This window comes from Niveispirillum sp. FG156, assembly GCF_057809555.1.
Genome location: NZ_JBMDKE010000034.1, coordinates 60,331 through 75,330 on the forward strand (window position 1 = coordinate 60,331; position 15,000 = coordinate 75,330).

Here is a 15,000-nt window from a genome sequence, read left to right on the forward strand (position 1 = left end):
TGGCAATCTACCTGCTGCAAAAAGACGGTGTCAACGTTACACACCGATCATCTTATCTCACTCAAACTCGATGATCTTCTCATCCACCGCGAGGCTGGCGCCCTTGGCGGCGTGGACTTTCTTGACGGTACCGTCGGCCTCGGCCCGCAGGATGTTTTCCATTTTCATGGCTTCCACCACGGCCAGTTCCTGGCCGGCCTTCACGGCCTCGCCTTCCTTCACCGATACCGAGACCAGCAGGCCGGGCATGGGGGAGAGCAGGTATTTGGACATGTCGGGGGGCAGCTTCACCGGCATCAGGTCGGCAAGGTCAGCGGCGCGCGGGGTCAGGACGTCGACCACGAAGGCGAAGCCGCCATGGGTGAGGACGAGCGACGTGCCCTTGATATCCACCTGCACCGTCATGGCGACACCGGCGACCGTGCCTTGCCACAGGCTTTGCCCGATTTCCCAGTCGCCCAGGACGGTGTGCGGGCCGCTGTCGAGTGTGACGGTGGCGGCACCGCCGGCGAAGGACAGGTGGGTCTTGTGGTTCTGACGGTCGGCGCGGGCGACCCAGTCCTGGGCCACATGGAAGGCATGGCCCGCCACTTGACCCGAGATCATGGCATCGCGGCTGGCGCGGCGATGGTGCAGCACGGTGGCCAGGGTCAGGAGACGGTCGCGCACGGCGGGGTCGGGCGACAGGCCGTGGAAGCCGTCGGGATATTCCTCCGCGATGAAGTTGGTGGTCAGGCGGCCGTCGCGGAAGCGCTGCTTCTGCATCAGGGAGGTGAGGAAGGAGATGTTGTGGCCCACGCCCCGGATCTGGAACCCGTCCAGCGCGTCGGCCATGGCGTCGGTCGCCTGATCGCGCGTGGGGGCCCAGGTGATCAGCTTGGCGATCATGGGATCGTAATACATGCTGATCTCGCCCCCCTCATACACGCCGGTATCGACGCGCACGATGGAGCCGTCTTCACGGGTGCCCTCGGTCGGCGGGCGGTAGCGGGTGACGCGGCCGGTGGAGGGCAGGAAGCCACGGGTGGGTTCCTCGGCATAGACGCGGGCCTCCAGCGACCAGCCATGGATGCCGACATCGGCCTGGGTGATGGGCAGATGTTCGCCGGCGGCCACGCGGATCATCAGTTCGACAAGGTCGAGGCCGGTGATCATTTCGGTCACCGGATGTTCGACCTGCAACCGCGTGTTCATTTCCAGGAAGTAGAAATTGCGGTCCTTGTCGACGATGAATTCCACGGTACCGGCGGAACGGTACTGCACCGCCTTGGCGAGCGCGACCGACTGTTCGCCCATGGCCTTGCGGGTGGCGGCATCCAGGAACGGCGACGGGGCTTCTTCGATCACCTTCTGGTGGCGGCGCTGGATCGAGCATTCACGCTCGTTCAGGTAGACGGCGTTGCCATGGCTGTCGGCCAGAAGCTGGATTTCGATATGGCGCGGCTCGGTGATATATTTTTCGATGAAGACGCGGTCATCGGCGAAGCTGGACCGTGCCTCGTTGGTGGCCGACCGGAAGCCCTCGGCCACCTCCCCCTCGTTCCAGGCGACGCGCATGCCCTTGCCGCCGCCGCCGGCGGACGCCTTGATCATGACGGGGAAGCCGATATCGCGGGCGATGCGGATCGCCTCCTCATCATCCTTGATGACGCCCAGATAGCCGGGGACGGTGGAGACGCCGGCGGCCTTGGCCAGCTTCTTGCTCTCGATCTTGTCGCCCATGGCGCCGATGGCATGCACATCGGGGCCGATAAAGACGATGCCGTTCTGTTTCAGCGCCTCACAGAAGGGGGCCTTTTCCGACAGGAAGCCATAGCCGGGATGGACGGCCTCGGCACCCGTCTGCTTGCAGGCCGCGATGATCTTGTCGGCGATCAGGTAGGATTGGGCGGACGGGGCGGGGCCGATATGCACCGCCTCGTCCGCCATCTCAACGTGAAGCGCGCCGGCATCGGCGTCGGAAAAGACGGCCACCGTCTTGATGCCCATGCGGCGGGCGGTCTTGATGACGCGGCAGGCGATTTCGCCACGGTTGGCGATGAGGATCTTCTTGAACATTTGGCGTGTGCCTCCGAGGCGGGCGCTGTGCGTTCTGTGTTTTCTCGTCATCCCGGCGGAAGCCGGGACCCAGGGCCACTGGATCAAACCTCAACGCTGTGTTTGGTTGGAGCGGCGAGAAGGTTGGGCGTTTGGCCCCTGGGTCCCGGCTTCCGCCGGGATGACGAAAGGAGGGCGACCTACGGCGTTACAGCGGCAGATTGTCGTGCTTTTTCCAGGGGTTCTGGAGCTGTTTGTTCTTCAGCATCGACAAGGCCTTGCACAGGCGGCGGCGGGTGTTGTGGGGCATGATGACGTCGTCGATATAGCCGCGACCCGCCGCCACGAAGGGGTTGGCGAATTTCTGGCGGTATTCCTCGGTCCGCGCCTCGATCTTGGCGGGGTCGCCGATATCGCCGCGGAAGATGATCTCCACCGCACCCTTCGGCCCCATCACCGCGATTTCCGCCGTGGGCCAGGCATAGTTGACGTCGCCGCGCAGATGCTTGGACGCCATCACGTCATAGGCACCGCCATAGGCCTTGCGCGTGATCAAGGTCACCTTGGGCACCGTGGCCTCGGCATAGGCGAACAACAGCTTGGCCCCATGCTTGATGATGCCATTATATTCCTGGGACGTGCCGGGCAGGAAGCCGGGGACATCCACCAGGGTGACGATGGGGATGTTGAAGGCATCACAGAAACGCACGAAACGCGCGGCCTTGATCGAGCTGTCGATGTCCAGGCAGCCGGCCAGCACCATGGGCTGGTTCGCCACGAAGCCGACGGTCGAGCCCTGCATGCGGGCAAAGCCGGTGATGATGTTCTTGGCGTATTCCGGCTGAATCTCGAAGAAATCGCCTTCGTCCACGATCTTCGAGATTAGTTCCTTCATGTCATACGGCTTGTTGGGATTGGCCGGGACCAGGGTGTCGAGCGACATTTCCGGGCGGTCGGCCGTGTCGGGCGTGGGGCGCGAGGGCGGCTTTTCCCGGTTCGACAAAGGCAGGAAATCGACCAGACGGCGGGTTTCCAGCAGCGCCTGCACGTCATTCTCAAAGGCCAGATCGGCCACGCCGGACTTGGCCGTATGGGTCACGGCCCCGCCCAACTCCTCCGCCGTCACCACCTCATGCGTCACCGTCTTCACCACGTCGGGGCCGGTGACGAACATGTAGGAGCTGTCCTTCACCATGAAGATGAAGTCGGTCATGGCGGGGGAATAGACGGCACCACCGGCGCAGGGACCCATGATCAGGCTGATTTGCGGGACGACGCCAGAGGCCAGGACATTGCGCTGAAACACTTCGGCATAGCCGCCGAGGCTGGCGACACCTTCCTGAATGCGGGCACCGCCGCTGTCATTCAGGCCGATGACGGGGGCGCCGACCTTCATGGCCTGATCCATGATCTTGCAGATCTTCTCGGCATGCGCCTCTGACAGCGATCCGCCGAAGACCGTGAAATCCTGAGAGAAGACGAAGACCAGACGGCCATTGATGGTGCCATGACCGGTCACGACGCCATCGCCCGGAACCTTCTGCGTTTCCATCCCGAAATCGGCGCAGCGATGTTCGACGAACATGTCCCATTCTTCGAACGAGCCTTCATCCAGCAGGATCTCAATCCGCTCCCGTGCGGTCAGCTTGCCCTTGGAATGCTGGCCCGCGATACGCTTCTCACCGCCGCCCAGACGGGCGCCGGCCCGCATATTTTCCAACCGTACCAGCACGTCCTGCATGGGAAATCCGCCCCGTAGAATGGTTCATGGGAGTTTGGGCGGAGTTTGCGAATTATGCCGCAGCAGGGGAAGGCGTGGATGGGTGTGGATTTGCGAAGGCATGTGGCGAAGATCGCAAATTTTGCGAATTTGCAAAACTGATTAGGCTAGCGGTGATTTTAACATGAATTTTATTGCAGACATACGCATCATTAGGAATTTGCCGCATATTGTGCTTGACCATCCTATGGCTATTTTGGAAGGTTCCGGTGCAATTTTAGATGTGGAGCCGCACCTTGAGCACCGAAGAAATCATTATCGATATTGCCGATGGAAACCGTGTTCGGTCGTTTCATATCAATGGGCTTCTCCAGAAATCTGCCTACACTGACGCGGCCAAAGCCTTGGAATTTTGTTTGAATCAGGCACTGGATTTCTGGGCGATTTATAATCGGGGCGCTATCAATGAGCCGGTCCGCGTGCATAGCGCCGTATTTGTCGAGGGTAAAAGGGGGGCTGGCAAGACATCATTCATGGTCAATCTGAAGGGTTACTGGACAGAAATCGAAAAAAGAGACGAACCGAGTTTGTATTTTTTCAATCCGATCGACCCGACATTACTGAATAACGAAGATAATTTTCTCAACGTAGTCATTTCCCAAATATACAAGGTTGTATCTTCTCATAGGAACTGCCCGCCAACGGACAGATTTTGGAAAGACTTTGGCAATGTCGCGGAGGCGTTGGAGGCAGGAAGCCATATTGGCAGCGACGAGGTGACGGGTGGCGACCGAATTCTGGCGACCCGGGATTATACGAAACTGGAGTCTCACCTTAGCCAATTCTTCGCTTCCGCATGTCGAATATTGGGGGTGAAGGCGCTGGTCGTCTCCATCGACGATATCGACATGGCCCTGAAATGGGGGTTCGAAGTTTTGGAGGTGGTGCGACGCTATCTGGCGTCTCCCCTGATCATTCCGGTGATCAGTGGAGAGTTGGATCAGTATGAAATAATGGTGATGTTGCATTTCGCGAAGGAATTAAATGTCGCTGACCGCATGGCGCGACTGAGCCATCGTCACTTGTCATCAGCGATGGATGCGGCATCCGACAACGCCTTGCTATCCAAGGCCAAGCACCTTTCGGGCGAGTATCTGAAGAAGATTCTGCCGCCGCATCAGCGGATTCGTATTTTGCCTGTGGCGGAGATTTTGCGGGGTGCCCGGCCAATTGTTGTCAAGGCCGGGAATATTAAGATCCCGCTGAACCATATCGAAATACAAACGGGCAAACAAAAGCAAACGCTTTTGGACAGATTGTCCGTCGGCATGAGTTACAAGGCGAATGGTATCGAGGGCAGCCGGCCGGCCATTAAGGTGGAAACCACACGTGAATTGATCCATTTGCTGTTGATACTGCATCGTCATGGTCTTCTCACCACCGAATTAGCAGCGGTCGACTGGAAGGTGCGCGAGCAGCGCCTTGCGCTGGCAAATGCCATGAGAGACTATTGGCGTAGCCAGGATGATCTGGTCGCCGTTGAACGGGCGAAGGCCGACATACAGTTGCTTTCCGATGTAGGTTCGGTCGCGCGGTTCAGCGAAATGAGCTTCTTTAACCCCATGGAGCATGATCAGAAGATAGCGACCTATGATATTAAGGCGCAGGTGCTGGCTAGTCCGACCGAGAAAGATAAGAAGGTTGGTTCGATACCATTGGACGAGCTGCCTAAGACGTTGATGCCGATGCCGTCTTTCGAGCCGATACACCAAGGGCTTTTTATTGGGAAAGACCGTGTAAAAGACTTCGTTGGTGATGATGAAATCAAATTCTATGTGAACATTTATGGGCATCATGGATATTATACAAGCAATCAGCGGACATACCTGTTGTTCTTCGGGCGTGCGCTTGATCTAATTATGTCTAATGTTTTGGGGTGGGTGGGCGTTAGTACACTTCAGAGGATCATGGGCGAGCCACCCTATTGGTCGCATTTTTACTTCGATTCTGCGAAGACTATTGATGGAGATAGCGATACTAGTGATGATGCAGAAATTGAGGAGAATGGCATATTTGATGTAAGTTCCAATTTTGGGGGCACATTTATCAAGGACATAAGATACTGGCAGTGGAAATATCAAGAAGTGCTCATGCCAGGAATTTCGGCATTTACAGTATATAAGATTATCAATAAATTCTTCATGCAAGTTAATCTTTATAAATCCTCTATCGCCCCTAGCGAGGTGGCGGGGACTCTTGAGGAAGTGAATAATCGTTTTAAGCTCATCCTATTGAACGCTGTTTCAAGTTTTGAAAGTCAAGAAGAAGTGGTAGTCCAACAAAATTTTGGCCTTCGCAATTTGGAATCATATAAGCAATCGAATGTTTGGACTCAAAATATTGCGCCGTTGTTAAAGAAAAACTCGCTGACAATGGCAATAGATGACCACCCGCTGTTCAAAAAGAATAAAGCGTGGCAGGTAGTTACAGGAAATTCACCAAGTATCCCCCGACCAGATGTTGAATTGGAAGGCGTGGATGAAGCTGTAGAAGAGCCTGATTTTGATTCTATTGTACCTGATGAGAATCTTACGGAACGACTGTCACGTGTTGCATCTAAGATGAATCGGGCAACGCAAGTTAGTAATACAAATCATCTTCGGCGCGTTCTTGGTGAGGCAGTATGGGAAGAGATATGGGACGCGGACAAAAAAAATGCTGCTGAGGTGGCAGAAACGCTGATCGCAACTGTAAAACAGAAGTGGCGTGAGTTGAGGTCGATTGCGGATCCGATGGCTGCACAAATACAGCACACGGCCGGCAATCCGGGCCAAATACGAAAGGTGATGAAATGGGCGGGCCGGCTGGATGACCTGATTAAAGTGCTAGTGGCCATTAAATGACCATCATTCCATCGAATGAACTGGCGGCCTCGGTGGCGTTTGTCCGGTCTGCGGGCATGTGCCGGTGGCTGCGGGATCAGTTGGCGCAGGTCGTAGCGCCCAGGGCGAAGACGGCACAGGCTGCGGGGGACTCTTTGCGTGACGCCCTGGTCGGGACGCTGTTTCAGCCACGGGTGAACGTCCTGCGCCGTGACGATGCGGAGGCGTTGGTCGACGATATTCTGTCGACGGCACGGCGCGATGACGGCCTGTATGATCTGTGCACTGGTCACGGAGGCGGCGTATTTGCGCCTATTGCGTTCGAGTATTTGCAAGACCATGGTGGTTATTATGAAGTAGAAACCAGCAATCTGGAGAGATATTGTGGAGCGCTGCGGTATATTGATGCCAGTCTTTTGATTGGCATCCGGCATGTTGATCTGCTGATTGGCGGCGATGTGAGGGTTGATACGCTGGAGACAGTGATGCGGCGGCAGAGCCCACTGGCCATGCCGAACAGCGATATTGATCACCCCTATGCCGACAATCATGTCCATCTCTATGGTGTTGGGCTAACGGCCCATCCGCTGGCCGCCCTGTTGTTCGCCAACTATCGGCTGAAAGAAGAGCCGAAGGTCAGCTTGGACCCGACCCTTGGCATTGGTGGCGAACTGGATTGCCGTGCATTGGAACGGCTGATGTGCGATTCAGCAGCCTACTTGGTTGAATTTGCCTGCTGTGATGGTCATCTGCCGGAAGAGGATGTTAAGCATGATGGGAGCGGTAAAGACCGGAAGCGGATAATTGACGCCAGGATGTTAATCGACAGGCTATCGTCACACAGCGACCTGTCTATAGCGCAGAAATTGACATTGGTACTGGCGAAAGCCCGGCAGGATAATAATGCCGCTGGGGCGTTGCAGATTTTGATGACACTGGCTCTTTATCTGCACGTCAATGTGGATAAATCGCACAGGAGACTTCATTATTCTGTTCTCGCCTATGTTCATGCGATGCATCTTTTGCGGTCTGTCTTCGTCGTGTCGGGGATTGGATTGCGAACATTTGTTAAGTATTATGGTAATGCCCCGCGATTTAATGGGGAGCAATTTGCCGATCGCGACCGTTGGCGGTCACTGATCGGGAATGGCCGCGATATGGTGGATGCCAAGATCGCCAGACATGAGCGCAAAGCGTTGTCACGATATGCGCGGGAGGCGGCAAAGGCCGTTGCCGACCCGGTCGGCCCGCAGCCTTACGGTCATGCCTGGCACCGTTATCATCTGTCTTACCATTTCCTGCGCAGTGGTGGGGGAGGGAAGACGCAGATCAATAGCCATGATCGCAAGAACATCCTTTATGCAAAGCAGCGCAAGGGGGTTTATAGGACAGCGCATGAATTGCGCTATACTCTTGGTGGCGTTGGAAAGTCAGAAACGGACAGGACATCGTCACCCGGCAAGCACCAGAATGTCATGAGCTGGATACGCAGCTTTGATGTTGCAGGTGATGAGACATTGGTACCCATTGAGGTATTCGCACCCGCCCTGCGATTTCTGCGTGAAAAGCCGATTGTGGAAAGATCATTGCGTCCCCAGGCCGGGATCAGTGAACGGCGTACCTTCAGCATCCATGCCGGTGAGGATTTCAGCCATATCCTTTCAGGGTTGCGCCATCTTGAGGAAACCGTCGAGTTCTGTGGCCTTGGTGTCGATGATCGGTTGGGGCACGCGCTGGCCCTGGGCATGGACCCCCATGAATGGGCCAGGGCGCAGGATGTGGCGATGGTACCGCTGCGCGCGCATGTCGATAATCTGGTCTGGTTATGGCACCACGTAACCCAGTGGGCCCATAAGGCGGAGAAGGTTGCCGGGGTTCTGCCACGTCTGCAGCGCCGACTGGGTTTTTTCCTGCACGAACTGTACCCGGACAATGTGCCGGAGTTCGAGACGCTTTACCGCGCCTGGCGGCTTCGCCGCAATTGCCCGCATTGGCTTCTGTCCGATCACGAGGGCGACGCCCATCTAAACGATATGCGTCACTGGGCTCCTGATCTGGTGGCGGACCCCCATCTTCGTGATCGCGAAGAATGCAAACTGCATGGAAGATACTTGCAATTCATGCGGGGTGTCGCGAAGAAGGATGGCTCCAATAAAATGGTACGCATCAGGTTGGGGCGTGACGGTGTCAGCGGACGTGTTCAAGACAAGCTGGTCGATTACACTGCTGTGGACGAGTTGGATGCAATTGTCGCTGTCCAGGATAATTTGATGCATGTTATCGATAATAAAGGAATTCTTATAGAGGCTTGCCCAACCTCCAACATCTATATCGGCAATTTTGTGGATTACAGCGTACATCCGGTTTTCCGATGGAATCCACCAAATGCCGCCATGCTGGCTGAGGGGGCAAAATATAATCGTTTTGGACTTCGTCGTGGTCCAGTGGCGGTGTGCTTGAATACAGATGATCCGGCGATCATGCCCACGACGATCCTGGCTGAACACCATCTGATGCGGGAGGCGGCGATCCGTGCCCATGGCGTGTCGCGTGCGGTTGCGCAGGACTGGATCGATGGGATACGCGTCACCGGTGTTGAGCTGTTCCGCCGTACCCATAAAGGCTGCGAGCTTCTGATTTCTGATCAGGCATATGATGCGAATGAACTGACTCATTGAAGGAATACGAGGTGCACAGGGCAGCTTTTCGAGGATGGAGTTTGCGGATTTCGTCCACACGAAGGCTATGGCCGCACCTGCCCCCCCTACTCCACCATGACATGAACCTGGATTGAAGCTTTCATGGCACGTTTAGCCGCCTAAAGAGGCGGCCAGGCGTGTAAGTATGATATGTCAGCTTGCGCGAAGGAGTTGAAGCGAACGGAGCGGAGCGGAAATGACCGCCAAAATCTATGCCGGTGAACGTATCCGCCGTCTTCGGGAGACGCGCGGCATCAGTCAGGCGCAGTTGGCGACCGAGGTGGGGTTGTCCACGTCGTACCTGAACCAGATCGAGAATAATCAGCGGCCCCTGTCCGCCGCCGCCGTCATACGCCTGTCCACCTTCTTTCAGGTGGAGCCCAGCCATTTCGCCGATGACAGCGACACAAGGCTGGCGTCAGAACTGCGCGAGGTGCTGGGCGATCCGCTGTTTGGCGACGCGTCGGTGACGTTCGCGGGCATCCGCGACGCGGTGCGGGCGGCCCCCGCCATCATGGGATCGCTGCTGAAGCTCTATCGCGCCTATCAGGGGCTGGACGAGGAATATAAGGCGCTGGTCGACAAGGTGGGGGGCGGGGATGCCGTGGCGGGGCCGGCGGCCTTCCCCTATGACGAGGTGCGCGATTACGTGCAGGCGCAGCGCAACCATTTTGAGACGCTGGACCGCTCGGCGGAGGATCTGTTCGAGGGCGGGCATTTCTCCAAGGACCGGTTGCTGGAACATCTGGCCCAGCATCTGGCCGACCGGCATGGGGTGACCATCCGGGTGTCACCGATGCTGGCGCGCCATGATGTGCTGTGGCGGTACGATCCGGACGACAAGGAACTGCTGGTCTCGGAAGGCACGCCGCGTGAAAGCCGCACCTTCTTTGCCGCGCACCAGATCGCGCTGCTGGATTTCGGGGTGGAGATCGAGCGGCTGGTGGCTGATGCCGGGCTTTCCAGCATCGAGGCGCGGTCGATCCTGCGCGTGGGGCTGGCGAACTATTTCGCGGGCGCCCTGATCCTGCCCTATAAGCGCTTCCTGACGGAGGCGCAGCGCATGCGGTACGACATTGACCGGCTGTCGGCGCATTTTAATGTCAGTTTCGAACAGGTCTGCCACCGCCTGTCCACCATGCAGCGGCCCGGCATGCCGGGCGTGCCCTTCTATTTCGTGAAGGTGGATATGGCGGGCAATATCGCCAAACGCTCCAGCGCCACACGGTTCCAGTTCGCGCGGTTCGGCGGGGCGTGCCCGCTCTGGAACGTCCACCAGGCCTTTGCCCAGCCGGGGCGGATATTGGTGCAGCAGGCGCGCATGCCGGATGGGGCCACGTATCTGTGCATCGCGCGGACCGTGGTGGCGAAGGGCAACTCCTACCTCTCCAGGCCGCGCGAGGCGGCGGTGGGGTTGGGGTGCGAGATCGCCTATGCCGACCAGTTGGTCTATTCCGCCGGCCTGGATTTGCGCAATGTCGATGCGGCGGTGCCCATCGGGTCCAACTGCAAGGTCTGTGACCGCGAGGATTGCCGCCACCGCGCCTTCCCACCCATCGGCAAGGCGCTGCGCGTGGATGCGCATGAGCGGCGGGTGGTGCCGTATTCGGTCAGTTGAGGGTGTGGTTAGGTTAAGGTGAAATCATCCTACCTCGTCATCCCGGCGATAAGCCGGGACCCAGAGCCACAGGATCAATGTTTCACCTGACCTGCTGACAGGTCTGGCGCTTGGCCTCTGGGTCCCGGCTTTCGCCGGGATGACGAAGGGGGGCATAAATCCAAATCTGCCGGTCAGTTAAGAATGGCCGGCTTCGGCCCCATGGGCGGTGCGCAGGAAGGTCAGCGCTTCCACCACCAGCCGGCCCCAGAGTTCGAGCGATGCCAGGATCTGATCGCCGGTGATTCCGACGGCCAGATTGTCCATTTCCAGGACCAGGAAATCATCGCGCAGGGAGAAGCGGGCAAAGCGCTTGTGCCGGTTCCACTGGTTCAGGATGGCGGCGTCGAAATGCTCCTGCACCTGGAACATTAGGTTGAAATTATAATCGCCGAAACGGGCGGCCTCCGGGTCCAGCTGCGCGCCGGGGCGGATATTGAAGGTCAGGCCACCAATGGCGGAACGCAGGACGGGGGCGCCGCCGGGCGTCAAATCCTGTGTGGCTGGCAGGCCCAACTGTTCCAGGGCCGCTTCCAGATCCGTCAGCGTAACGCCGCGCAACAGCTTGTCCAACATCGCATCCTTCCCAAATCATCGTCGCGCGCGACCATGCATGAGGGGCGGGGTGGGTGGCAAGCCGGATCAGAAGCTGGTGCGGATGCCCGCGAAACCGGTCAGGTACAGGCCGGGGCGGCCCGGCTGTCCCGTGAAGCCCGCTACTTGGCCGTAGAAGCGCAGGACGCGCCGCCAGCGGGGACCGGTGGTTCGCCAGGGCTGATACGTCGCCTCCACCCAGGGGTTCAATCCTGAGAAGCTGTCGGCGGCGGGGCCGTCGCCCTTACGCGTCCAGTAGGCCATGGCGACGAAATCGATGACCAGTCGGCCCCCATCCAGGCGCAGCTTCTGTTCCGCCGCGACATGCAGGCTGTCATAGGCGCGTGTGAAGCCCTTGAGAAAGCGCACCCCCTCATAGCCCGCGAAGAAGCGCAGGTCGTCGGACGCGTAATGGATGAAGTCGTGATAGAGGGCGGCGGCGGGGTGCCCATCCTCGATCCGGAAACCGTAATCGGTGAAGGCGGCAATGTCGTCGGAGAGGCGGTAGAAAGTACCGGCGGTGAGGTTGATCACCCGCCCCGCCGCCTCGTCCGGCTTTGACCGGTCCAGGGAATGAAAGACGCCCAGATGCAGGCGGCCCAGGTCGGGGACATGCTGACTGTAGACAGCGCCGCAGACGGGCGAGGCGGTCAGGATGATGCCAGGACGATAGAGATCGGGGCCGCAGCGCAGGTCGGTGGTCTGCGCAGCGGCGGGGAGGGGGAGGAGGGCCAGGAACAGGAGGAGGGCGAGGCGCAAGGGGGCGGTCCTGGAGGTGGGCCGCAGGATATTCGCATAGAGCAAGGAAAAGGTTACGGGGGATTTGAGGGATGATGGCGAACAGCTGGTTTGCGCTCTTTTGTGGTCGTTCGCGGGGATGGCCGCGCACCCAGAAGCAGACGTTGTTCAATCGGTGGACTAATGTACAGCCACCCCATTTAGTATACCCTGACATTCGGGAACCGCGGGGTGCCGATGTTCGATATTGCTAAACTGATGACCATTTCTATTCCTCCGGATAATCCGACGGAATGGCTCCCCGATGCCGAGGCTGGGGTTGATTACCTCGTTTCACAGCTCCACAATGACGAAACAGTCCTTTTTGCGATCCTGAAATGCACACTTGTGCATGGAGTTTTGGCAGACCGCGCTAAAGTCACTCCTCCCGACCATGCTGATCTGCTTCGTGCCACGCTCATGCAGGACTCCACTTGGTCGATCAACCACGTATCGGGAGGCGGGCAGCCGGATCGCGTCTATCTGGCCCCTCCCCACGACTACACCGGAAGCCGCGCACTTGATGGTGCCGAGAGTCTTGTCGCTCGGCGCAATTTTACCTCAGTTGACAAAGGCAAAACCCGCACTGAGGTGAGTCAGCGGCTGGTCCATGCTCTGGGTCTGTATTGGCTGGACGAGGAAAGCGCATTCTGCCGACTGGATGAACATGGTGACATCGAACCTGTCCTGCGCGTCATTAACCTCGAACCGTACACAGGAAAATCGTCAGATGTTCTCGTGACAATCAACGCACATGACCTCGCACGTTACATGGTGGTGACCAACACCGTACTAATTCAAAAATTCGACTTCACTCGCTTTGTTCCAAATGCGTTCACCATGTGGGCTCAGAATGGCGAATATCGGGAGCGCGGTGAGGACATCTTCTATAATGCCACCTCTCAGGCTGATTCGAGCTATGCGAACGGCATCGTTATCGCACGACCCAGCCTCAAATACGCTGAATTGGTACGCGAACACCAAAGGCGGCGGAAGGACGAGGACAGGCAGTATGCCACGTTCAAGGCCTATGACTGGAAGCATAAGCAGCTAGCAGAGATTTCCTGCGCGCCAAGCTCACTGGCAAGCTATTTCGAGCCGGAATCCCCGCTGCCATTCCAGATCACGCCGGCATTCTTTCGACCGGAAGTGCTTCAACGTTACAAGGCCGATACTGAGAAATATACGCTTGAGCATCGGTCGCTTCATTCCCGCGCTGGCTGGTCCCTCAAAACCTACGACATCAATGAAGCTGGCCAGGTCCATACCTACCTGCACTATCTGAGTAATTTGCCATACAACGAGCAGCTTTACTGGCAAGCATTCAATGAGTGGCCGAAAGCCCCGATATCGCAGCGCGCCTATCAGACTGACATTCAGGGGCAGTGGGCAGATATTCCGGACCCACTGGTTGAATTGGTAGCGATGGTGCGCGAACTTGATGAAGCGCCGCCGGAATGGTGGCATCCGCGCGGCGCAGAGTTGCTGTTGACCGTACACTATCCGGTCACGACATCACCAGACGAATGGGGTAATTCCATCTTGATCCTAGATCAGGTGCTAGTCGAAGGCTTCGCAACAAAGGCCATCCGTTCTCGCCTTGATCAACTGTCGCACGCCTATGAAAAGGACTGGGGGACGTTAAAACTACTTCAGGAACTGATGATCGCCCAGGGTTTCGCAGCATCTGATGCCACGGATGCTATGGAGCCACTTCGCCAGCTCCATTTCCTGCGTTCCAAGGTGAAAGGACATGCCGCCGAGGCACAAAGGCAACAGCTCATCAAGGCAGCGCGCACGAAAAATGGAAGCCTAAAAGAGCATTTCAAGCAGCTCGCGTTTGACTGCCAGAAGGCGTTTGAGAAAGCACGCTACAGTCTATCCCAGACATGACCAAAGTCCAATTCTGCGACAATTTCGCAAGACCTTGGGCGAGATGGCGGAACAACTCGCCGATTTTCGTAGTGAGATCCGCCGGAACGGCAAGCGGGACGAAGTGCGCAAGCATCGGACCGGATGGACGTCATCCGACAGCACCTTATGCGTGTCGCCACTTATGTTGGGCGCTTAAGTGTCGATGCTATTGAAAGCCATCTCCTTTTCTGTAACACAGTCCCAATGGAGTTCGCGCTCACTCACATGTTGGAACAGGTCAAAGTGAACAATTTCGGGGCGATTTCATCGATCCAGTTGGAAATGCGATGGAGAAAAAAGATGAATTATATTGTTCGACATACGATTCTGGAGCCGGCTCATGAGTGATGCACACCGTTTTTTTGGCCTCATCGACGTATGGAATTTGGAGACATTCGACGACGAGCTAATTGGCGACCTCGACGCTCATGCTGACCTGATCCGCGACTATTTTCTCACATCAAGTCGACTTTTGCTCGAGCATGAGGCATCGGATCATCTCATGCCATGCCCTCAGAACCCCTATTCCGACAGGTTCAACCATGTGACAGAACATATTATGGGACTGATGGAGAAGCGGACGATTCGCTCCTGGCATTATACTCGCCTCACCAATGCCGAGATCGACTTGGTTCGTTCCGGCGGCATCTACCTTTCGACACTTACTAGTGCATTGACTCATTGAAGAGATGCAGGGGTGCATCGGAGTTTTTCGAGAAT

At 57.2% G+C, this 15,000-nt stretch carries 9 protein-coding genes; 5 read left to right on the plus strand and 4 right to left on the minus strand.

Translation table 11 applies throughout. The annotated features are described in order from the left end of the window. Positions 1-57 precede the first annotated feature (57 nt). Together ACODSP_RS20405 and ACODSP_RS20410 are read right to left on the minus strand one after the other, a co-directional pair. On the minus strand, positions 58-2,058 hold the full coding sequence (locus ACODSP_RS20405; RefSeq protein WP_488967388.1) for an acetyl-CoA carboxylase biotin carboxylase subunit: 2,001 nt from the start codon (positions 2,056-2,058) through the stop codon (positions 58-60). Between the two features lie 187 nt (positions 2,059-2,245). After that, positions 2,246-3,778, minus strand: coding sequence for an acyl-CoA carboxylase subunit beta (locus tag ACODSP_RS20410; RefSeq protein ID WP_488967389.1), 1,533 nt, complete (start codon positions 3,776-3,778; stop codon positions 2,246-2,248). A 275-nt stretch (positions 3,779-4,053) separates the two neighbouring features. On the opposite strand from ACODSP_RS20410, the gene ACODSP_RS20415 reads away from it, so the two are divergent. The 3 genes from ACODSP_RS20415 (at position 4,054) to ACODSP_RS20425 (ending at position 10,956) form a co-directional block, all read left to right on the plus strand. Then, positions 4,054-6,660, plus strand: a complete 2,607-nt coding sequence (locus ACODSP_RS20415; protein ID WP_488967390.1) for a hypothetical protein — start codon at positions 4,054-4,056, stop codon at positions 6,658-6,660. Further along, positions 6,657-9,317, plus strand: coding sequence for a hypothetical protein (locus tag ACODSP_RS20420; RefSeq protein ID WP_488967391.1), 2,661 nt, complete (start codon positions 6,657-6,659; stop codon positions 9,315-9,317). The genes ACODSP_RS20415 and ACODSP_RS20420 overlap by 4 nt, the downstream gene beginning before the upstream one ends. A 217-nt stretch (positions 9,318-9,534) precedes the next feature. Then, positions 9,535-10,956 (plus strand): helix-turn-helix domain-containing protein, encoded by a 1,422-nt coding sequence (locus tag ACODSP_RS20425; RefSeq protein ID WP_054169910.1) that lies wholly within the window; start codon positions 9,535-9,537, stop codon positions 10,954-10,956. Between the two features lie 177 nt (positions 10,957-11,133). Here ACODSP_RS20425 and ACODSP_RS20430 read toward each other — a convergent pair whose 3' ends face one another. Both ACODSP_RS20430 and ACODSP_RS20435 read right to left on the minus strand, forming a co-directional pair. After that, positions 11,134-11,571, minus strand: a complete 438-nt coding sequence (locus ACODSP_RS20430; RefSeq protein ID WP_488967392.1) for a YbjN domain-containing protein — start codon at positions 11,569-11,571, stop codon at positions 11,134-11,136. Positions 11,572-11,637: 66 nt separating this feature from the next. Then, on the minus strand, positions 11,638-12,348 hold the full coding sequence (locus ACODSP_RS20435) for a hypothetical protein (RefSeq protein WP_488967393.1): 711 nt from the start codon (positions 12,346-12,348) through the stop codon (positions 11,638-11,640). A gap of 210 nt (positions 12,349-12,558) precedes the next feature. Between ACODSP_RS20435 and ACODSP_RS20440 the strand changes: the two genes are divergently transcribed. Then, positions 12,559-14,259: a hypothetical protein gene (locus ACODSP_RS20440; RefSeq protein ID WP_488967394.1), complete on the plus strand. Its 1,701-nt coding sequence runs from the start codon at positions 12,559-12,561 to the stop codon at positions 14,257-14,259. Between the two features lie 361 nt (positions 14,260-14,620). Next, positions 14,621-14,965, plus strand: coding sequence for a hypothetical protein (locus ACODSP_RS20445; protein ID WP_488967395.1), 345 nt, complete (start codon positions 14,621-14,623; stop codon positions 14,963-14,965). Positions 14,966-15,000 lie beyond the last annotated feature (35 nt).